The sequence below is a fragment of the Burkholderia sp. L27(2015) genome (genome assembly GCF_009765705.1).
In the GTDB taxonomy this organism is placed as follows: domain Bacteria; phylum Pseudomonadota; class Gammaproteobacteria; order Burkholderiales; family Burkholderiaceae; genus LMUX01.
In genome coordinates, this window is record NZ_LMUX01000021.1 from 602,636 (window position 1) to 622,530 (window position 19,895).

A 19,895-nucleotide genomic window follows, 5' to 3' on the forward strand; every position below is an offset into this window, starting at 1 on the left:
CTAACCCCAAACGCTGCGATAGACGCGCAGCCAGTTCTCGCCCAACACCTTGCGGATATCGGCGTGCGCAAAGCCGCGCGCGACCAGGCCTGCGGTCAGCGCCTGCAGGGTTGCAGGCGTTTCGATGCCCTGCGGATAGTGGTAAGGCGGCGGCGGATACGACTCCCCGGTCCAGTTGCCGCTCGCCACCTCTCGCTGGTAAAGCGTAAGTGCGACGTCATCGGGACAAATCGGCGCCTGTCCGGCGTAATAGTCGATACCGAGGCCGACGTGATCGATGCCCACCAGGCTCGCGATGTAGTCGATGTGATCGATGAATTGGTCCAGCGTAGGCCGCGTGCCCGGTGCGACGAACGCTGGAAAACCGACTACGCCAATCACGCCACCGGTCGCCGCGATCGCGCGGTACAGATCGTCGTCCACGTTACGTGGAACTCGATGCACGCCGCGTGCGTTGGCGTGCGACAGGATGACGGGCGCGTTGGATGTCTCGATGGCATCGAACGAAGTGCGCACACCCGTATGGGAGCAGTCGACGATGATGCGCAGTTCATTGAGCCTGCGTACCACCGCGCGGCCGTGGCGACTCAATCCGCCGTCCACCTCTTCTTCGCATCCGTCGCCTACATGGCAGCGTTTGTTGTAGGTAATCTGCACGACCCGTAGCCCCATCGCGTGATAGGCATCGAGTATGTCGACGCTGCGATCGAGCGGTTCGGTACCCTGGAAATGCATGATCAATCCGAGCTTGCCGGTCTGCTTGGCTGTGACAATATCGTTGGCCGTGCGCACCAGGATCAGGTCGTCGCGCTCGCGGCACAGCTTGTGCCACATGGCGAACTTGAGAATGGCGTCGGCGCTGGTGCCGCGCTTGGCGGGGATAGTCGGCGCGACCGCGGTCAGTCCACCGCGTTTGTATAACTCGAGGTGAGCCGGCTCTTCCGACAAAAGCGGACAGGTCGCGTCGATGATGATCGCGTCGCGATGCAGCTGCTGGGAGATATCGTTCATGTGTTTAGTCTGCGGGTTGAGAGATCGGTGTGACCGAAGCGGTCGATACGAAACGGCGTCGCGTCGAGCGCCGCAGGTGCACCGTCGACCAGCGCCTGCACCAGTTCGGCGGTGATGGCTGCCAACGTGAGCCCCAAATGCTGATGTCCAGTCGCCACGAACACATTGCGATGGCTCGGCAGCGCACCTATCATGGGCAGATAGTCCGGCAGCGTCGGACGGTCGCCACTCCAGCATGAGAGTTCGCGCGGCGACGCCGGCTTGAAAAGCTCGCGAAAGTGCTGAGTCAACAACGCGGCGCGCCGCCAATCCGGCTCGCTTGCCGCGCCCAGCTCGACAGTTCCCGCCAAGCGGATCGCCGATCGCATGGGATTGCAAATGAACCCGCGTTCGACGAAGGTAATGGGCAACCGGATGTCGGTCGCGCCGAAGTCGTCGAGTTCGACGTGATACCCGCGTTCACGCGCAAGCGGTACGCGATAGCCGAGCGGCTCGATCAGCGCGGCGCTATCTACCCCTGCACACACGAGCACGCCGGTGCAGGGAATCGCGCCTTCCGAAGTCATTACCCGAGTGGCGCGGCCGTTCAGGTGTTCAATCGCCGAAACGTGGGCTCGTGTGTGGACCGCTCCGAGTCGTTCAGCGGCCGTAACCAGCGTGGTCACTAGCGCGTGAGGATCGATCACGCTCATCATCTGCGGAAAGTAGCGCGCACGGGCACAGGGCACCGCCAGTTGCGGCGAGAAGTCGGCGGTGACGCGCGCGGGCGAAATCTCTTCAAATTGCACACCGTACTCGTGCAATAGTCGGTCGCCGGCATTGACTCCGCGCAGCGCTCGTTCGTAGACATACAGCACGCCGCTATCGCGAAACAACGCCTGGGCGTCCGCGATTTTCGCCAAGGACTGCCAAGCTGTGCGCGCAGCGCCAAGCAAGGAGGCCAGCGCCGCTGCGCCATGCTCGAAACGTGCCCGGCTCGATGCCCGGACAAAAGCGCCCAGCCATGCGGCCATGCCCGGCAGACCGGCAAGACGCAGGAACAGCGGACTCGATCGATCCAGCATCAGCGCGGGTAAGGCGCGCAGCGTGGCCGGACTCGCCAATGGCGCGATGTGATCGATTGCGATCAAACCTGCGTTGCCGTATGAACAGCCGCGGCCCGCAGCCGCAACGTCCAGCAGATGGACAGTGTGCCCGGCCTCTTGCAGCCGCAGCGCGCACGCGGCGCCTATGATGCCGGCCCCAACGACGACAAATCGGCCGGACGGCGGTGCCTCTTTCGACGAGTCCATCTACCCTCCTTCGAATCTCATTTTTTTAGTATAAGCATAAAATATTCGTAAAGGAAACATTTAAAAAAGCCCGTCGCAGGAGTGCTATGGGGTGCTTAGCTACGGCAAAGCTCGATAGAAGCGCTAGGCCCGCATACTCAACTGCACGCGCCGGGCTTCTTCGGCGGCAATGTCGATAAAGTCGAGGACCAGCGGATTGCTCTCGTCTGGGCGGGAAAACCGATGGACAGTCAATGCATCGAACCCCTCGATCGGACACGCGAGCAATCCCGCGGGCAATGAGGTGAACACATACGCCGCGCCTAGCATGGTCCCGAGCCCCTGCTCCACGAGCGCGTAGCCGACCTGAGACTGCATGGTCTCGTAGACGAAGTTGGGCATGAAGCCTGCCGCCCGGCAACGCTCGACCGCGATGTCATACAGCGGCGGATTGACCGCTCGCGCGAAGATGATCAAACGTTCCGCAGCGAGGTCGCTGATCTCTAACCGTTCCAGAGAGGCGAGCCTATGGTCTGCCCGCATCAGCAGCGACCACCGCGCGGTCAACAAGGGTTCGCATTGCAGTTGCGCGTCCGGCGGCAATGGCGCGGTCGGCACGCCGAAGCCTATGTCGATTTGCCGTTTTGCGAGCGCATCGATCTGCTGCACGCTGTTCATCTCGTGGCGCACGATCTTGACATCGGGATAGAGCGCTTGCAGACGAATCAGTGCCGGCGGCACGAACGGCAGGTTGGTGTACTCGACCAAGCCGATCGATAGTTCGAACGTGGCATGATCGCCCGCCTCGCGCGCAAGACGCAGCGATAGCTCGATTTGCGCGAACACCTTGTCCAGCCCATCGCGTAACGCGGCACCGGACGGCGTGAGCGTCACTTGCCGGCGATCGCGCACGAAGAGTTGCATGCCAACCTGTTCCTCCAGTTTTGCGATCTGCTGGCTCAAGGCGGGTTGGCTGACGAAGGCCAGATCGGCGGCACGGCCGAAATGCAACTCCTTCGCCAGAATTGAAAAGTAGCGCAGTTGCCGCAGTTCGATCGATCGCATCAGGGTGTCCGAGTTGAAATGTGGCGGTTCAGGCGACACTAATCCTGCCGCCGAGCCATTGTAGTGAGTTTGCGGCCACCGTACCGGCCGCTCATTGGCGTGGACTCGTTAGCATGGTCATTGGCGTGGCTTATCACAGACGTGCTCACTTCGAATTGGCCGTTCGAACGCCCGGCGCGCACACTACTTCTATCGCATGCCCGCGATAAACCCATCTCATCTCAACGGAGTCGCACAATGAAAACGTGGTTCATCACTGGCGTAAGCAGCGGCTTTGGCCGCGCATTGGCGCAAGCCGCCGTCGCCCGCGGCGATAAAGTCGTCGGCACACTGCGTAACGAAGCCCAGCGCGCCGCCTTCGACGCGCTCGCCCCCGGCCTCTCGTTCGGCGTACTGCTGGACGTTACCCACAATGACGACGTCCCGCGCGTCGTGGCATCGGTCGAGCAAGACATCGGCCCTATCGATGTGCTCGTCAACAACGCCGGATACGGCCATGAAGGCACCGTGGAGGGCACGCCGTTAGCAGAATATCGCGCGCAATTCGAAGTCAACGTGTTCGGCGCGGTCGCGGCGATCCAGGCGGTATTGCCTTATATGAGAGCCAGGCGCCGTGGCCATATCATCAATGTCACGTCGATGGGCGGCTTGGTCACATTCCCGGGGCTGGGCGTTTACCATGGCAGCAAGTTTGCGCTCGAAGGTATCAGTGAGACGCTCGCGAAAGAAGTCAGCGGCCTGGGCATCAAAGTGACGGCCGTCGAGCCGGGCGGTTTTCGCACTGAGTGGGCCGGCGGTTCGTTGAAACGCGGCGAGCAAAACATCGCCGATTATGAAGCGCTCTTCGCGCCGTTGCGACTGGCGCGTGCCGAGCGTAGCGGAAAACAAGCGGGTGATCCGGCTAAAGCGGCGCTGGCGTTCATGCAGATCGTTGATGCCACCGACCCGCCCGTGCATCTGCCGCTGGGCACCGATGCTGTAAGCTTTATACGCACCAAGCTCGAATCGCTTAAAGAAGAGATTGATCGCTGGGAAGCGTTGAGCACGAGTACCAACTTTTCATAACACGCCACCGCACCACGCCATAGCCCAAGGGTCAGCATCCCCGATGCCAGAAAAAAAGCCGCAGCGCCCTGAACGAAAAGGCACGCCATCGAATCGCTCGCTTGAGCGTGGCCTTTTGCTGCTAAGGGCGTTTGCCCCGGGCGCCGCGCTGCTCGGCAACGGCGACCTCGTCGAGCGCACGGGCTTGCCGAAAGCCACCGTGAGCCGCCTTACGCGAACGCTCGTGGCCGACGGTTATCTCGAGCACGACTTGCTGCGCAAGGCTTATCGTCTTGGCGTCCCGGTACTGAGCTTGGCGCAAGCGATGCGCAGCGGTTCGACTATTTTGCAAACCGCAGCTCCTCTCATGCGCGAGCTAGCGCAAAAACTGCGCATCAACGTCGGCTTGGCCTCCGCCGACGGCGAGGAGATGGTCTACCTGGAATCGATCCGATATAACCAGCGCGTATCGTTGCGCAACGTGGTATCAGGCCAGCGGGTGCCAATGGAGCTGACTTCGCTCGGCCGGGTGCACCTCGCGATGCTGTCAGACGTAGCATTCGATTCCATGATGGCCGCATTCGAGCGACGCGGACGCAGCGGTTGGCCGCAACTCAGGACGCAGATCGATGAAGCCGTACGCAGCGTGCGCGAGCACGGCTTTTGCGTGGCGAGCTGGCAACCTGAAGTGATTGCGTTGGCCACCCCACTTGCGATCCCCGGACACAGTCTGCTAGTGCTGAATCTCAGCGTACGCTCCGCGGAATCGAAAGCGAGCATAGTGCGCGAACTGTCGACTCCGATGTTGAACCTGCGCGACCAGATCATTACCGAGGTCGCGAGGATCGAAGATTAGCCCAAGACCGATTGAGGACTGGCTCAAGATTCCTTGATAGCCTTGGCCGGAACACCCCAGACCACCGCCAATCCACCGAGGATGGACACGACCGCCACCGCATACAGCCCTATCGCGCTGCTGCCGAAATGCGTAGATGCATAGCCGATTGCCGATGGCGCGGAGATGCCGCCGAACTGTCCGAGACTGCTGATGAGACCGATCCCGCTCGCCGCAGCCGTACTCGAAAGATAGGCCGGCGGAATAGTCCAGAACAAGGAAAGCATGCCGAGATAGCCCGCCGTCGCGATACAAAGCAACACGACCAACGCCGTGGCGCTACTGGCCGCAGCCGGTAGCAACGCCACCCCGACAGCTGCCATCACCGCGCTCGCCATGAAGTGCCAGCGGCGCTCCAGCATACGATCCGAATTGCGGCTCAGCAGGTACATGGCCGCAGCACCCGTCACATAAGGGATCGCCGACAGCAGGCCGATGTGCCAGAAGTTCTGCACGCCGCTTTTCTCGATCACGCTCGGGGCCCAGATATGCACCACGATGCTTGCCCATGGCACGCTGAAATAAGCAAAGGTCAGGAAGTAAAATTTCGGCTCTTTGAGCGCCGCCCAAATCGACCCTTGCGCATGCCCCGACTTGACCTGTGCGTCACGATCGAGCTCCCCCAGAAGAAACCGCTTCTCCTGCGCGGATAACCAATCTGCCTGCTCGGGCCGATCGGTCAGGAATACGTAGGCGAACAGCCCCGCAATAACGGACGGCACCCCTTCGATTACGAACAGCCACTGCCATGCGCGCAAGCCCCATAACCCCGACATGTTCTGCAGGATGAACCCGGACAAGGGGCCACTCATCACGCCCGATACACAGATTGCCATCATGAAGATCGAGGTGACGCGGGCACGCCGTGCCGACGGAAACCAGTAGGTAAAGTAAAGGATAACGCCGGGAAAAAAGCCGGCTTCGGCAGCGCCGAGCAAGACGCGCGCGATATAGAACTGCATCGGTGTCTGGACGAATGCCGTGCCGGCCGAAACAATGCCCCACAGCGCCATGATGCGCATCAAGGTCTTGCGCACGCCGACTCGCTGCAGCAGCAGATTGCTCGGCACCTCGAACAGCATGTAGCCGGCATAGAAGAGACCGACGCCCAGCCCGAACGCCGCCTCCGAGAGACCGACGTCTTGCGAAAACCGCAGATGCGCGAAGCCGATATTGGCGCGATCGAGGTACGCAAACATATAGCAAATGAAAAGAAACGGCAGCAACCGCCAGGTCACTTTCTTGTAGATGGCTTCGGCGACGTTGCGATCTATCGCGTCGGCTTCCAGCGCATGGGATGGTGCTGCTTGCATGGCGTCTCCGTCTTTATAAGGTCGTTGCGACTTCTCTCGAATGGCTCGATGCGTTCGCATATGTGGCAATTATCGGCGGCATTGCTCGATTGCCAAGACCTGAGTTTCACAGAGTGAAACTGCTGGGGTGTCACCGCATCGTCGCAGAGCTAAGCTTGGTCACTCGGATCGGCACGTGATTGCGCGCAGATATCACGCCACACCGCGCCGGACGAGCCGAAATTCCCATTTGCCTATAGTTTTCCCTGAGATCGCCATGAGTACATCGACCATCGAACTGACGCTCGATTCGCGGATCGCCACGATCACGTTGAATCGCCCCGAAAAGCGTAACGCCATTACCGACGACATGCGCACCGAATTGATTGCCGTGTTGGAAAAGGTATCGCGCGACAGCCAAGTGCGCGCCGTCGTGTTGACCGGCAACGGCCGGGGCTTCTGTGCCGGCGGCGATGTCAGCGGCATGGCGCAACGCATGGATGCGCCAACCGGCGAGGTCGCGTTCAACGGCTGGTCGCGCCAGCAACGCGTGCATCACACGGTCAACCTGCTGTATGCCATGCCCAAACCGACGATCGCCGCGGTCAACGGCGCGGCGGCAGGTTTGGGCGCCGACATGGCGCTCAGTTGCGATTTCATCATCGCATCCGATCAGGCGAGCTTCGCTTGGAGCTATATCCGACGCGGCTTGATTCCCGATGGCGGCGGCATGTACTTCCTGCCTCGCCGCGTTGGGCTCGCACGGGCCAAGGAACTGATCTTCAGCGCACGCAAGGTCGAGGCGCAGGAAGCGCTGGCGATCGGCATCGCCGACCGCATCAGCCATCCGGAAACGCTGCTCGCCGACGCGCAGGCATGGGCGATGGAACTCAGTAGAGGTTCGCCTACGGCGCTCGCGTTGGGTAAGAGCATTCTCAACCAAAGCTATGAGCTTTCCGCGCAACAGGTGTTCGCGCAAGGCAGTCAAGCGCAGGCGGTGTGCTACACGAGCCACGAACATCGCGAGGCGGTACTCGAATTTTTAAACAAGACGCCGTCGAACAAAACCGCGAATGAAACCCGCACCGATAAGGCCCAGTAAGTGCGCACCAAAGACAGTACGAAGGACACTCAAATGAACGCAATTTCACGCCTGATGCGCCCACGCAGCGTCGCGGTAATCGGTGCTTCGGCCGATGCCATGAAGACCGCGGGACGGCCCGTCGCCTACCTGAAGAAGCACGGATTCACCGGACAGATCTACCCCGTCAACCCGCGTTACGAAACGATCGCGGGGTTGCGCTGTTACCCCGACATCGCGTCGCTGCCGCAAGCGCCCGATGTCGGCATCGTGCTGCTCGGCGCTGAGCGGGCGCACCTCGCGGTGAAAGACCTCGCCAGCGTTGGTACGAGCGCGGCGATCGTATTGGCAAGCGGCTATTCCGAGGTCGGCGAAGAAGGTCAACGGCGCCAGGCGCAGTTGATAGAAGCCGCGGGCTCCATGCGCATACTTGGGCCCAACACCATAGGGCTGGTGAATCTCACCGACCGCATCACGCTCTCGGCGAGCGGCGCATTGGAAACCGATGCTTTCACCACCGGTGCGATCGGTATCGTGTCGCAAAGCGGCGGGATCCTCGGCTCGATTCTCTCGCGGGCGGCCGCGCGCGGAATCGGTTTGTCGAAACTCGTATCCACGAGCAACGAGGTCGACCTCGATATGGCCGACTTCGTCGAGTACCTGGTGGACGACGAATCGACCTCTGTCATCGCGCTGTATATGGAAGGCCTGCGTAATGCCGATAAGTTTCGCGCGGCCGCGTTACGTGCCGCGGCGGCGGGCAAGCCCATCGTCGTGTTCAAGATCGGGCGATCCGAATCGGGCGCTCGCTCGGCCGTCTCGCACACGGGTGCGCTCGCGGGCGCGGACCGGATGTATGACGCATATTTCAAGGAATTGGGGGTGATACGTGCAGAAAGCTTCTCCGACCTGCTCGACATTCCCAATGCCCTAGCCATGCGCCGGCCGCTCGCAGGCAAGCGGGTTGCGATCCTGACATCGACCGGTGGCGCGGGGACATTGGTCACCGATAGCCTCGGCATGGCAGGCTTCGATACGCCGCCCCCCGATGCCGAGACCGCGAGTCAGTTGAGAGCACTGCAGACCGGCGATCATGCCGCACTCGACCGCAATCCGATCGACGTCACGCTTGCAGGTTTGCAGCCGGACTTGCTGCGCGGTGCGATACGCACGCTTCTCGCTAGCGCGAGCTATGACGCGGTGGCAGTGATCATAGGCTCTTCGGGCCTCGCGATGCCCGACCTCATGGCCGATGCCATTCGTGACTCCATCCCCGGCAGCGACAAACCGCTGGTTGCCTTCGTGAGCCCGCATGCACCAACGATCACCAGCCTATTGAACGGACGGGGGATACCCGCATTTGTCACGCCGGAAAGTGTGGCGAGCGGGCTTGCGGCCATGTGGCAGCACGGCGAATATGCGCGTCGCAGCGCGGCGTTCGCGCTGGCCCTATCCGCCGGATCGACATCGGGATCGGCGTCAGCATCCGCATCGACGATGCGGCCGCGTCCCGACATCAGCGATCTACCGAGCGGCTCACTGAACGAGGCCCAAGCCAAAGACCTTTTTGCGCGATTCGGTGTAACGCCTGTGCGTGAACGGGTGGTGGTCAACGGCGACGAGGCGCAAGCGGCTGCACGCGAACTCGGCGGCAAAGTCGTTCTAAAGCTGCTGTCGAACGAAATCACGCACAAGAGCGATGTGGGCGGTGTGGCGGTCGGCCTGACGGCCGAGGACATCGGGGGCCGTCTGGCGAAAATGCGCGATGACGTGCAAGCGGCAACAGGCATTCAGCCTGCTGCTTTTCTCGTACAGGAAATGGTATCCGGTGGCACCGAGCTGATCTTCGGCTTGCATCGGGACCCGCTGGGCGTCGCAATGCTGCTCGGCATGGGCGGTGTCACGGCTGAGCTGTTCAACGACACCACGTTGCGGCTTCTGCCCAAGGACCGTCCTCTTGCGCGCGACGAAGCGCTCGAAATGATCCACTCGCTGAAAACGTGGCCACTGCTCGACGGCTATCGCGGGCGCCCACGGGCGGACGTTGAAGCGCTGATCTCGGCGATCGTCGGCTTCTCGCGTATGGCAGTGCAACTGGGCGAGGGCCTGGTGGAAGCCGAGGTGAATCCGTTGTTCGTACTACCCGTTGGACAAGGCGTGCGGGCAGCGGACGGCGTCGCGGTGCTGGCGGCGCAACCGCGCATCGAATAACGTAACGCCGCGTCATGCCGCGCGGCGTATGCCCAGCACCGCCTTGGGCTCCAAGTGCGCTTCGAGTCCAAACACGCCATACTCGCGGCCCAACCCCGATTGCTTGAAGCCGCCAAACGGCGCAAGCGGTTCGTGGTGAAAACCGTTGATCAGCACGCGTCCGGCGACCAGTTGCATCGCCACTGCGTGTGCCCGCTCCTCGTTCGATGAACTGACATAAGCATGCAGGCCATAGACGGTATCGTTGGCGATAGCAATCGCCTCCTCTTCCGTCCGATAGCTGATGACGCACAGCACCGGACCGAAGATCTCTTCCCGAGCAATGCGCATGTCATTCGTGACGTCGACGAATACGGTCGGTTTGACGAAATAGCCTTCATCAAGATCTGCCTCAAGACCTGCAGGACGCCCCTCGCCGCCGATCAACACCGTTGCGCCCCCTTGCGCCCCAAGCTTGATGTATTGCTGGACTCGCTCGTATTGCGTACGGCTAACGAGCGGGCCGACCGCCGTATCAGCGTCACGCGGATTGCCAACCTTGACCGCCTCGACTGCGGTTCGCAACAGCGCGCAAAACTCGGCCAGCCGAACTTCGGGCACGAGTATCCGCGTGCTGGCGATGCAAGCCTGCCCGTTGTTGGAAAAACCTGCGAGCAGCGCTTTCGGCACGGTGTCGGCGAAGTCGGCATCGTCCAGCACCAGCAAGGCTGATTTGCCGCCCAGTTCGAGCGTCACCCGCTTCATCGTGTCGGCGCTGTTGCGCAGGATCGTCTTGCCAACGACGGTCGAGCCGGTGAAGGACATCTTGGCGATATCCGGGTGTGTGCTTAGCTGCGCACCAACAACATCGCCGCGTCCGTTCACGATGTTCATGACGCCGGTCGGCAAACCCGCTTTGTGCAAACACTCAGCCAGCACCTGAGTCTGCGTCGCACTCATTTCGCTGGGCTTGATCACGGTCGTGCAACCTGCCGCAATCGCCATAGCGAGCTTGCCGCAGATGAACCCGTAATTGTTGTTCCATGGCGTGATGACACCGACCACGCCGAGCGGCTCCATGACCACCTCCGCGTCCTTGATCCAGCGCGTGTAAGCGTAGTCTTCAAGCGTTTGCGCTGCGCTAAGAAACGATGCTGCGGCCAGCGATGCCCGCCATGAGGCTTGCGCGATCGGGCCGCCATACTCCTCGACGGCGGCAGCGGTCAGTGCGTCGGCACCGGCTAGCACGACATCATGCAGCCTATGCAGCATCGCGATGCGCTCCTGCTTGCTCGTGCGGGAGAAAGCCGGAAATGCGCGCTTTGCCGCAGCAATCGCACGATGCGTGTCCTCTTCATCGCCTAGCGTCACGTGACCGATTATTTCGCCCGTCGCCGGATTAAAAAGCGCCCCTCTTTCGACGCCGTGCGGCCGAACAAAAGCGCCGTCGATGTAGATGTGTTCGATGTTGCGCATTGCTACTCCTTACAGGGACTCGCGGAATTGCCCGCTGACGTCCCACTATATGCAAGTAGAATTGCGTTGATAAGAGGGATAAATCGACGCGACTTGATGATGGAATCGGGACAATGCACAAAACCGGGCTGGTCGAACTGAACGCGGTGGTGGCTGTCGCCCGGCACGGCAGCTTCCGTGCTGCGGCGATCGAACTAGGCATGTCGTCGTCTGCACTGAGTCACGCCGTGGCGGGACTAGAGGCGCGTCTAGGCGTGCGGCTTTTCAACCGCACCACGCGCAGCGTCTCGTTGTCGGCCGCGGGACAAGAGTTTGTCGCCGAGGTCGCCCCCGCGTTGTCGAGCATCCAGGGTGCGATCGAATCGATCAACAGTCATCGCGATACACCGACCGGGACGCTGCGCATCAACAGTTCGGTCGGTGCTGCGCGGCAAATTCTCGCGCCGGTCGTATTGGAATACCTGCGCCGCTATCCGGAGATGCGAGTCGACCTAGTCACCGAGGCGCGCATGATCGATATCGTGGTGGAAGGTTTCGATGTCGGCATACGCACGACCGACACGGTTCCCGGCGACATGATCGCCGTGCCGTTCGGCCCGATCAGGCGTCACGCAGTCGTCGCGTCGCCCGCGTATTTCGCGCAGAACGCGCCGCCGCGTACGCCCGGCGATCTGCTCGCGCACCGCTGCATTCGAGCGCGGCTCGCGAGCGGCACGATCTATCGATGGGAATTCGAGCGCGGTGGGGAAGCATTGAGCATCGACGTTCCCGGTTCGCTCACGCTCGACGATCCCACCTTGATGGTCGAGGCAGCGCTGGGCGGGGCCGGCATCGTTCACGTTGCGCAGTGGTCGGTCGCCGCCGATATCGCGGCGGGACGGCTGGTCCCGGTCCTGGAAGACTGGACGCCGCCGCTTTCCGGGCTATGTCTTTATTACCCCGGTCGCCGCCATGTACCGGCAGGGTTGCGCGCGCTGATCGATCTGATTCGGGAGATCGGCCGCTGAATCGCCTGCAAGCAGACTGCAGGCGTGCTGTTTGCAGGGTCCATAGAAGGGCGGCTCCATCGGCGCTGCGTCGATAGTCGCCGCTTCAATCCGCGCCGGGTTGATTCGACGCTAATTACTTCGTCACCAGTGCCTCCTCCTGTTCCCCGGCCAGCGGCACATTCCCTGACGGACTCATCGCTCGCGGTTGCAGCAACAAAGCAACCAATCCACTCCAACCCGTTTGATGCGACGCGCCTACCCCGCGCCCATTGTCGCCATGGAAATACTCGTGGAACAGCACGAGATCGCGCGACCGTGGATCAGCCTGCAACTGCGGATACGCCGCCATCACCGGTCGGTCGCCATTGCGGTCTTTGAGGAACAGCCTCGTCAAGCGCCGCGCGAGCTCGTCGGCGATCCGGCTTAGCGACAGCTTCTCGCCCGAGCCGGTCGGATATTCGACCTGGAAATCGTCGCCGTAGTAACGGTGAAACTCATATAGCGACTCGATCAACAGGTAGTTGACCGGCATCCATATCGGGCCGCGCCAATTCGAATTGCCGCCGAACACGCGAGTATCCGATTCCGCCGGCAGATACTTGACGCAAAGGTCGGTGCCGTTGTGATGGAACACAAACGGTTCATCGCGATGCACGCGCGACAAGGCCCGCACGCCGTAATCGGAGAGAAATTCCGTTTCGTCCAGCATGCGCCGCAGCAACGCTTTCATGCGATGCCCGCGCAACACGGAGAGCAGCAGGCTATTGCCCTTGCCCGGTTCGTTCCAGCGCGATACCAGCTTGGCGAGATCGGGGCGATGCTCGAGAAACCAGCTCAGCCGTTCACGCAATCGCGGCAGGTCGCCGTGCAGCCGCTGCTCCAGCACGCGCACCGCAAACAGCGGAATCAAGCCGACGATGGAGCGCATGCGCATCGGGATGGTGTTTCCATCGGGCAAACGCAGCTTGTCGTAGAAAAACTCGTCCTCTTCGTCCCATAGCCCGGTATCGCAGCTATCGCTGCAACTGACGGCCTCGGCGATGTACAGGAAATGCTCGAAGAACTTCACGGCAATATCGACGAATACTTTGTTTTCGATCGACAGTTCCAGCGCGATGCGCATCAGGTCGAGTGCGTAGGCCGCCATCCATGCGGTACCGTCGGCCTGATCCAGACGACCGCCAGTGGGCAACGGCGCCGAGCGATCGAAAATGCCGACGTTGTCCAGCCCGAGAAAACCGCCCTGGAAAATATTGTGGCCGTCGGCATCCTTGCGATTCACCCACCACGAGAAGTTGAGCAGCAGTTTATGGAAAATCAATTCGAGGAATTCGCGGTCGGGCTTGCCGGTGATCGCCCGGTCGATCTCGTAGACGCGCCATGCGGCCCATGCATGCACGGGCGGATTCGCATCGCCAAACGCCCATTCATAAGCCGGCAACTGGCCGTTCGGATGCTGATAGCGATCTTTGACGAGCAGCAATAGCTGGCGCTTCGCGAACTCGGGATCGATCAGTGCAAACGCCGCGGAATGAAAGGCCAGATCCCACGACGCGTACCACGGATATTCCCACTTGTCCGGCATCGACACGATGTCCGCATTGCACAGATGGCGCCAGTCGGCGTTGCGCCCACGCCTGCGAGCGCTCGACGGCTTGGGCTGCGCCGGATCGCCATCGAGCCAACGCGTGACGTCGAACTGGTAATACTGCTTGGACCACAACATGCCCGCGAGCGCTTGGCGCTGGACCAGGCGCGCATCGGCGTCGTGCATATCCTGTTGCAGCGCTGCATAAAACTGATCGGCTTCGGCGATGCGGTGCGCGAACAGCGCGTCGATATCGAGCGGAACCTCGTCGGGCGCCGACTCCGGGCGCCAACGCATCGTCACGACCGCGCGCCCATGCGGCGCCAGTACAAGATGCGCATGAGCTGCCGCGCGCGTACCTGAATCGCGGCGCACCGCCGCGGCGCGGCCCTCCACGATGCAATCGTTGAAACCATCTTTGAACGGGCCCGGGCCGTCCATGTTGAACAGGCGCTTGACGTTGGTTTCGTTTTCGCAGAAGAGCCATTCGATGGTCGGCGCGTCTTGTGTCGATGCCGTCACGACGATGGACTCGTGGCCGCCATGGCGCCCGATCACATGTGTCTCGCCGCGCACCGATGCGATGGTGAGCGACGGCTTGGCGCTCGGCGTCTTCCACGACCACGTGTTGCGCGCCCAGATCTGCGGCAGGACATCGAGCGTGGCACTCTTGTCCGCACGATTCTCGACTGTCACGCGCATGACGATATCGTCCGCGGTGTGCTTCGCATACTCGACTTGCACGTCAAAATAGCAGTTATCGTCGAACACGCCGGTATCGAGGATTTCGTACTCGGGCATGTCGGCACCGCGCCGCGCGTTTTCCTGGATCAGGTCATCGTAGGGAAACGCCGCATGCGGATACTTGTAGAGCATGCGCATGTACGAATGCGTCGGCGTGCCGTCGAGATAGAAGTACAACTCTTTCACGTCTTCGCCGTGATTACCCTGTGCGTTGGTCAGGCCGAACAGCCGCTCCTTGAGAATCGGATCCCGGCCGTTCCACAACGCCAGCGACACGCACCAGTTGAGCTTGTCGTCGCCGAAGCCGGCCATGCCATCCTCGCCCCATCGATACGCGCGGCTGCGCGCATGGTCATGCGGGAAAGAGTCCCAGGCGGTGCCGTTATCGCTGTAATCCTCACGCACCGTGCCCCACTGCCGCTCGCTCAGATACGGCCCCCAACGCTGCCAGCGCGGACAATCGGTTCCATGCAGGCGAGACCCTTCGATGGTCTCCAATAGGTTCGTTTTTTTCAACGGTGGCATGTGCACATCCCCTGGCTTTACGCCGTTAGGTAAGGCTTGCAACCTGACGGTGCCGCGAACGAGCGTTCTCGTTCGCCTATCGTCTCGGCGCGTTGTCTTGGTACTTTACTCCTCGGCCAGTCGGCTGGCGAAAGGTGTGTGAGACTCAGCAAACCCAGCAAACCCAGCAAACCCAGCAAACCCAGCAAGCTGATTCCCACGCACACTCGCAGGCCTCGGTCTTTATTATTCGGCCAGCAGGCTCTCGATGCGCAGCAGCTCGCCAAGCGACCACGCCTGGAACGGCGTGCCGCCCGGGGTATGAGGCGCATCGCCATCGGCGACTTCGCTGATATGGTCCAGCCCCGCATGATCGAGATGCGCATGCAGCGGCGCGAGAAAACGCGTGCGCGCCTGCGCTCGGCTTGCAGGGTCCGAGCCGTGAACGCGCAGCCACGCTTGGACGAACGGCCCTAACAACCACGGCCACACTGTCCCTTGATGATAGGCGCCGTCGCGTTCCAGCGGCGCTCCACTGTAGCGCCCGCGATAAGCGGGATCGGCGGGCGCGAGCGTTCGTAAGCCTAGCGGGGTCAGTAGATGCGTCTCCACCTGCTCAACCACGGCGCGCGCCATCTCGCCTTCCAGCAGTGAGAACGGGAGTCCGCCGACCGTAAAGATCTGGTTCGGTCGAATCGAGCGGTCGACCGCCCCCGCCACATGATCCACGTCGACGACATCGAACAGCGCACCGGTAGATGGGTCGATGAAACGATGCTGGAATGCAATCGAAGCCTGTGCCGCCGGTTCATCCCAGCGCGTATCCCAGTGTGCGGCGATACGCAAGGCGTTGATCCATAGCGCCTGCACTTCGACCGGCTTGCCGATGCGCGGTGTCACGACCCAGTCGCCCGCTTTTGCGTCCATCCAGGTCAGTTGCACGCCCGGCACGCCGGCGCGTAGCAGCCCGTCGTGATCGGCGCCGATAGCAAAACGAGTGCCACGCGTGTAGCTCTCGAGTATTGCGTCCACGGTATGTTGCAAGGTGTTGCGCGTGGCGTCGCCTGCATGATTCGTGGCGAGATATTCGTGCACGGCGATGACGAACCACAGGGATGCATCGACGGCGTTGTACTCGGGCGTCCCGCCCGAGTCGGGGAAACGGTTCGGCAGCATGCCTTCGGAGAGAGCGCCGGCCCATGCAAGCAGGATGGCCTCGGCATCGTCGTGGCGCCCCGATGCGAGCAGCAGGCCACGCATCGAGATGAATGTGTCGCGGCCCCAATCGGTGAACCATGGAAAACCCGCGACTATGGTGTGGCCCTCGCCACGCGCGACAACATACGCGTCGGCGCTGCGTAATAGGCGAGAAGCGAAGCCAGAAGCGAAAGCAGAAGCGAGGCGTGGACCAGGAGCGAAGAGTGAATCCAAAGCAGGACGTGAGTCTGAGGCGAGGCGTGAATCGGAAGCGAGACCTGAACCGAAAGCGGCGCGGCGTGCCTGCTCGATTTCGACCAGATAATTCGCATGCTCGACGACGGATGTGGCACCGCCTGCTCCTGCTCCTGCTCCTGCTCCTGCTCCTGCTCCTGCTCCTGCTCCTGCTCCTGCTCCTGCTCCTGCTCCTGCTCCTGCTCCTGCTCCATCGACAGTTCCTGCTCCATCGACAGTTCCTGCGCTCAAAATCATCAGCGCCTCTGCTTCGGCAAGGTTGAAAGCGAACACCCCAGGCGTGGCCAGATCCTCACTGAAATCGAGTCCGCGTTCACGCTCGCGGAGATAACAAAAGCCTCGGTACCAATCGGGCTCGTGCGTATAGGCGCCGTTCGTGCAGGCGACGATCGCGGGTAAATCGCCATAGGGCTGCCACCTGACTTGGCCCCGATCGACTCGTGCGTCGAAATTGAATGCGGGGTTTTCGTGGTGAAGCGCGTGATAGTCGCGCCCGGAGAGTAAAGGACGGACCTTCAACGTGACAGCGCGCGGCACGCCGTCGTCGCAATGCCATCGCCAGCGCAATACGGTTTCGCAGCTCGCCTTCGCGACAAACAGTTCGGCAACCACGACCGAATGCTCATCGATGCGGAAATGCCACGTCGGCCACGGCGTCGTATCGAAGCTCGATAGACACGCCGACAGATCGGGGGAAACCACATCGGGCACGTAACGCTGCGTACTCAGTGGATAACGTTGCCCCTGCACTTCTAGCCATGCTTCGATGCCGTTGACCAGGACGACGCGCCCGACCGGCGGGTGCAACGCGGCGAGCAGCACAGCGTGATAACGACGCGTACGCGCAGTTCCAACGGTGCCCGATGCGAAACCGCCGTAACCATCCGCTTCCAGCCATTCGTCGTCAGTACGGCCGGCGTCGAATGGCTTGTCGATTTGGGTCATTGCTCGTGTTGCCGACGTTAGGCGGCAAGTCTCCTGCATGCGTCAGAGGCTGAGCGCGTGAACGACGAAAAAGTCGCCGAAGAAGCGCGAACGCTCAGCCGCTCAACGATAAGGCACCGGACGATGAGGCGGCGGCCGATGGCGGTGGTGGTAGTAGTGTCGCGGCGGCAGCGGCCGGCAGTGGCGGACCCAATGCCCGCGGACCCACACCCGGTTACAGACCATCCGCGGGCGCGCCTGCGCAGGCGACGGCGCCAGCGATGCCGACGCCGCAGCAGCGAATAAAAGCGACACCACAAGTTTCCGCATAACGGCTCCAATGGAAAATCGATTGTTCAACTGCTTAGGACATAACGTAGCTAGTATCTCACCGCGCCCCGGATCGCGCAGGAATCCTCCTACGCGGGAATCCTTTTGGACCGATCTTGACAAAACAACCTGCGCAATATACTTTACCAATAGGTTAATTAACCAATAAGTATTTTATGCCCTCTGATGCACTCAGCAGCACCTTCGCCGCACTGGCCGATCCAACACGCCGGGCGATCCTCGCGCGCCTCGCGCTAGGCGAAACATCCGTGACCGAACTCGCCAAGCCGTTTGCCATCAGTGCCCCGGCGATAACGAAGCACCTCAAGGTGCTGCAGCGCGCTGGGCTCATCTCGCAGGGCCGCCAGGCGCAGTGGCGACCGTGTCGACTGGAAGCGCTACCGCTGCGGGAAGTCCGCCAATTCGTCGAGCAATATCGGCAGTTTTGGGAACAGAGTTTCGATCGGCTCGATGCCTACCTTCAAGAATTGCAAACCCAGGAGAACCATCATGTCGGAAAGAAAAAATAGCCCCGCCGCCGCGGATGCCACGGGCACTGCGGATCGAGAGATCGTTGTCTCGCGTGTTTTCAACGCGCCGCGCGAGCTTGTGTGGGAAGCGTGGACCAATCCCAAACACGTGGCGAACTGGTGGGGGCCGACCGGCTTCACCACCACCATCGAAAAAATGGACGTCAGGCCGGGGGGTGAGTGGAAGCATGTGATGCATGGCCCGGATGGCACGGACTTTTCCAATCACAGCGTGTTCACTGAGGTCGTGAAACCGGAGCGCATCGTTTTTTCGCATGGCGGCGGCAAGCAAGGCGCACCGGAGGTGAAATTCGAGTCGATATGGACGTTCGATGCGCTGGGCGACAAGACCCGCATGACCGTGCGCATGGTGTTCGCCACCGCTGCGGAGAGGAACATTGTTGTCGACGTCTATGGCGCCATCGAAGGCGGCAAGCAAACCTTCGAACGCCTCGCGCAATACCTGTCTAGCGTTGAGCTTTAGTCTAGACTGGCCATCATTGCCTCCTCCATCCGGGATGGTCTGTCATGACTAAAACTCCACCGACTCAAAATGCCGTGAGTCAAAACCCCATAACTCAAGCGTCGGGAACGCCAACACCGCTCGCCCACGGGTCATTTGCGCTGCGGCATGTCCGCACGTCGGTATTGGATCTCGCCTTTGAGGAGCATGGCCCCCAAGACGGCGAGCCGGTCGTGCTGCTGCACGGCTTTCCCTACGATCCGCGCGGCTACGACGCCATGGCGCCGGAGCTGGCTACACGCGGATATCGGGTGATCGTGCCTTACTTGCGCGGCTACGGGCCCACGCGGTTTCTATCGGCGCAGACCCCGCGCTCGGGACAACAGGCGGCTCTCGCGCGCGACCTGCTCGAGCTGCTGGACGTTTTGTCGATCGAGCGCGCGGCCTTGGTCGGCTACGATTGGGGCGGCCGCGCCGCGTGCATAGTCGCCGCACTCTGGCCGCAGCGCGTGCGCTGTCTCGTGACGGGCAACGGCTACAACATCCAGGACATCGCCGGATCGGTTGCTCCGCAGGCAGCGGAAAAGGAATACCGGCTGTGGTATCAGTATTACTTCCATTCGCCGCGCGGCTACGACGGCCTGACGGCAAACCGGGCCGAAATATGCCGGCTGCTGTGGCGCCTTTGGTCGCCTTCTTGGCGCTTCGACGACGACACCTATGCGCGCAGCGCCTTGTCGTTCGACAATCCGGATTTCGTCGATGTCGTGACCCACTCGTATCGTCATCGATTTGGCTATGTGCCGGGCGACCCCGCGCTGGAAGATATCGAGCGCGAACTCGCCAAGCGCCCCGCCATCGCCGTACCGACCATAGCGCTGTGGGGTGCCGATGACGGCGTCGGCCCACCGTCCATCGAGGATAAAGACGCGCCTCGTTTCTCCAGCCGCTATGAGCGCCGTGTGCTGCCGGGGGTCGGCCACAATATCCCGCAGGAAGCCCCGGCCATGACGATGACCGCGCTCATCGATTTGCTGCACGCATGA

Annotated in this window: 15 protein-coding genes; 8 read left to right on the top strand and 7 right to left on the bottom strand. The window is 61.6% G+C overall.

What is annotated here, in order from left to right; translation table 11 throughout:
* The 3 genes from GSQ77_RS21100 to GSQ77_RS21110 all read right to left on the bottom strand — a co-directional run bounded on the left by GSQ77_RS21100 (position 1) and on the right by GSQ77_RS21110 (position 3,347).
* Positions 1 to 1,011 (bottom strand): dipeptidase, encoded by a 1,011-nt coding sequence (locus GSQ77_RS21100; protein ID WP_158904707.1) that lies wholly within the window; start codon positions 1,009 to 1,011, stop codon positions 1 to 3.
* The gene (locus tag GSQ77_RS21105) at positions 1,008 to 2,303 is read right to left on the bottom strand and encodes an FAD-binding oxidoreductase (protein WP_158904708.1); all 1,296 of its coding nucleotides are present in this window, start codon (positions 2,301 to 2,303) and stop codon (positions 1,008 to 1,010) included. Before GSQ77_RS21105 ends, GSQ77_RS21100 begins: the two co-directional genes overlap by 4 nt.
* 123 nt (positions 2,304 to 2,426) lie before the next feature.
* Positions 2,427 to 3,347 (bottom strand): LysR substrate-binding domain-containing protein, encoded by a 921-nt coding sequence (locus GSQ77_RS21110; protein ID WP_158904709.1) that lies wholly within the window; start codon positions 3,345 to 3,347, stop codon positions 2,427 to 2,429.
* Between the two features lie 237 nt (positions 3,348 to 3,584).
* Here GSQ77_RS21110 and GSQ77_RS21115 point away from each other — a divergent pair, with 237 nt between their 5' ends.
* A complete protein-coding gene (locus tag GSQ77_RS21115) occupies positions 3,585 to 4,412 on the top strand; it encodes an oxidoreductase (RefSeq protein WP_158904710.1) in 828 nt (275 codons plus the stop codon).
* A 43-nt stretch (positions 4,413 to 4,455) separates the two neighbouring features.
* Complete coding sequence (locus tag GSQ77_RS21120; protein WP_158904711.1) at positions 4,456 to 5,247, top strand: IclR family transcriptional regulator; 792 nt, start codon at positions 4,456 to 4,458, stop codon at positions 5,245 to 5,247.
* 23 nt (positions 5,248 to 5,270) lie between these two features.
* Here GSQ77_RS21120 and GSQ77_RS21125 read toward each other — a convergent pair whose 3' ends face one another.
* A complete protein-coding gene (locus GSQ77_RS21125) occupies positions 5,271 to 6,599 on the bottom strand; it encodes an MFS transporter (RefSeq protein ID WP_158904712.1) in 1,329 nt (442 codons plus the stop codon).
* A 256-nt stretch (positions 6,600 to 6,855) separates the two neighbouring features.
* Here GSQ77_RS21125 and GSQ77_RS21130 point away from each other — a divergent pair, with 256 nt between their 5' ends.
* On the top strand, positions 6,856 to 7,680 hold the full coding sequence (locus tag GSQ77_RS21130; protein WP_158904713.1) for an enoyl-CoA hydratase/isomerase family protein: 825 nt from the start codon (positions 6,856 to 6,858) through the stop codon (positions 7,678 to 7,680).
* A gap of 33 nt (positions 7,681 to 7,713) precedes the next feature.
* Positions 7,714 to 9,870: an acetate--CoA ligase family protein gene (locus tag GSQ77_RS21135; protein ID WP_158904714.1), complete on the top strand. Its 2,157-nt coding sequence runs from the start codon at positions 7,714 to 7,716 to the stop codon at positions 9,868 to 9,870.
* Positions 9,871 to 9,882: 12 nt separating this feature from the next.
* On the opposite strand, the gene GSQ77_RS21140 is transcribed toward GSQ77_RS21135, so the two are convergent.
* On the bottom strand, positions 9,883 to 11,325 hold the full coding sequence (locus GSQ77_RS21140; RefSeq protein ID WP_158904715.1) for an aldehyde dehydrogenase family protein: 1,443 nt from the start codon (positions 11,323 to 11,325) through the stop codon (positions 9,883 to 9,885).
* A gap of 113 nt (positions 11,326 to 11,438) precedes the next feature.
* Between GSQ77_RS21140 and GSQ77_RS21145 the strand changes: the two genes are divergently transcribed.
* Positions 11,439 to 12,332: a LysR family transcriptional regulator gene (locus GSQ77_RS21145; RefSeq protein ID WP_158904716.1), complete on the top strand. Its 894-nt coding sequence runs from the start codon at positions 11,439 to 11,441 to the stop codon at positions 12,330 to 12,332.
* 115 nt (positions 12,333 to 12,447) lie between these two features.
* Here GSQ77_RS21145 and GSQ77_RS21150 read toward each other — a convergent pair whose 3' ends face one another.
* Entirely contained in the window at positions 12,448 to 15,171 is a 2,724-nt protein-coding gene (locus GSQ77_RS21150) for a glucosidase (RefSeq protein WP_158904717.1), read from the bottom strand.
* 225 nt (positions 15,172 to 15,396) lie between these two features.
* Complete coding sequence (locus GSQ77_RS21155) at positions 15,397 to 17,547, bottom strand: amylo-alpha-1,6-glucosidase (protein ID WP_254067727.1); 2,151 nt, start codon at positions 17,545 to 17,547, stop codon at positions 15,397 to 15,399.
* A gap of 485 nt (positions 17,548 to 18,032) precedes the next feature.
* Here GSQ77_RS21155 and GSQ77_RS21165 point away from each other — a divergent pair, with 485 nt between their 5' ends.
* From GSQ77_RS21165 to GSQ77_RS21175, 3 genes are read left to right on the top strand one after another with little or no spacing between them, the layout of a single operon-like run.
* Complete coding sequence (locus GSQ77_RS21165) at positions 18,033 to 18,386, top strand: helix-turn-helix transcriptional regulator (protein WP_158904718.1); 354 nt, start codon at positions 18,033 to 18,035, stop codon at positions 18,384 to 18,386.
* Complete coding sequence (locus tag GSQ77_RS21170; protein ID WP_158904719.1) at positions 18,367 to 18,870, top strand: SRPBCC family protein; 504 nt, start codon at positions 18,367 to 18,369, stop codon at positions 18,868 to 18,870. Before GSQ77_RS21165 ends, GSQ77_RS21170 begins: the two co-directional genes overlap by 20 nt.
* Before the next feature lie 44 nt (positions 18,871 to 18,914).
* Positions 18,915 to 19,895 (top strand): alpha/beta fold hydrolase, encoded by a 981-nt coding sequence (locus GSQ77_RS21175; protein ID WP_158904720.1) that lies wholly within the window; start codon positions 18,915 to 18,917, stop codon positions 19,893 to 19,895.

Excerpts from the sequence above, each read along its gene's own strand:
- GSQ77_RS21155 (WP_254067727.1), bottom strand. The coding sequence starts at position 17,547 with ATGACCCAAATCGACAAGCCATTCGACGCCGGCCGTACTGACGACGAA.
- GSQ77_RS21130 (WP_158904713.1), top strand. The coding sequence starts at position 6,856 with ATGAGTACATCGACCATCGAACTGACGCTCGATTCGCGGATCGCCACG.
- GSQ77_RS21115 (WP_158904710.1), top strand. The coding sequence starts at position 3,585 with ATGAAAACGTGGTTCATCACTGGCGTAAGCAGCGGCTTTGGCCGCGCA.
- GSQ77_RS21135 (WP_158904714.1), top strand. The coding sequence starts at position 7,714 with ATGAACGCAATTTCACGCCTGATGCGCCCACGCAGCGTCGCGGTAATC.
- GSQ77_RS21125 (WP_158904712.1), bottom strand. The coding sequence starts at position 6,599 with ATGCAAGCAGCACCATCCCATGCGCTGGAAGCCGACGCGATAGATCGC.
- GSQ77_RS21170 (WP_158904719.1), top strand. The coding sequence starts at position 18,367 with ATGTCGGAAAGAAAAAATAGCCCCGCCGCCGCGGATGCCACGGGCACT.
- GSQ77_RS21145 (WP_158904716.1), top strand. The coding sequence starts at position 11,439 with ATGCACAAAACCGGGCTGGTCGAACTGAACGCGGTGGTGGCTGTCGCC.
- GSQ77_RS21120 (WP_158904711.1), top strand. The coding sequence starts at position 4,456 with ATGCCAGAAAAAAAGCCGCAGCGCCCTGAACGAAAAGGCACGCCATCG.
- GSQ77_RS21175 (WP_158904720.1), top strand. The coding sequence starts at position 18,915 with ATGACTAAAACTCCACCGACTCAAAATGCCGTGAGTCAAAACCCCATA.
- GSQ77_RS21140 (WP_158904715.1), bottom strand. The coding sequence starts at position 11,325 with ATGCGCAACATCGAACACATCTACATCGACGGCGCTTTTGTTCGGCCG.
- GSQ77_RS21165 (WP_158904718.1), top strand. The coding sequence starts at position 18,033 with ATGCCCTCTGATGCACTCAGCAGCACCTTCGCCGCACTGGCCGATCCA.
- GSQ77_RS21110 (WP_158904709.1), bottom strand. The coding sequence starts at position 3,347 with ATGCGATCGATCGAACTGCGGCAACTGCGCTACTTTTCAATTCTGGCG.
- GSQ77_RS21105 (WP_158904708.1), bottom strand. The coding sequence starts at position 2,303 with ATGGACTCGTCGAAAGAGGCACCGCCGTCCGGCCGATTTGTCGTCGTT.
- GSQ77_RS21100 (WP_158904707.1), bottom strand. The coding sequence starts at position 1,011 with ATGAACGATATCTCCCAGCAGCTGCATCGCGACGCGATCATCATCGAC.
- GSQ77_RS21150 (WP_158904717.1), bottom strand. The coding sequence starts at position 15,171 with ATGCCACCGTTGAAAAAAACGAACCTATTGGAGACCATCGAAGGGTCT.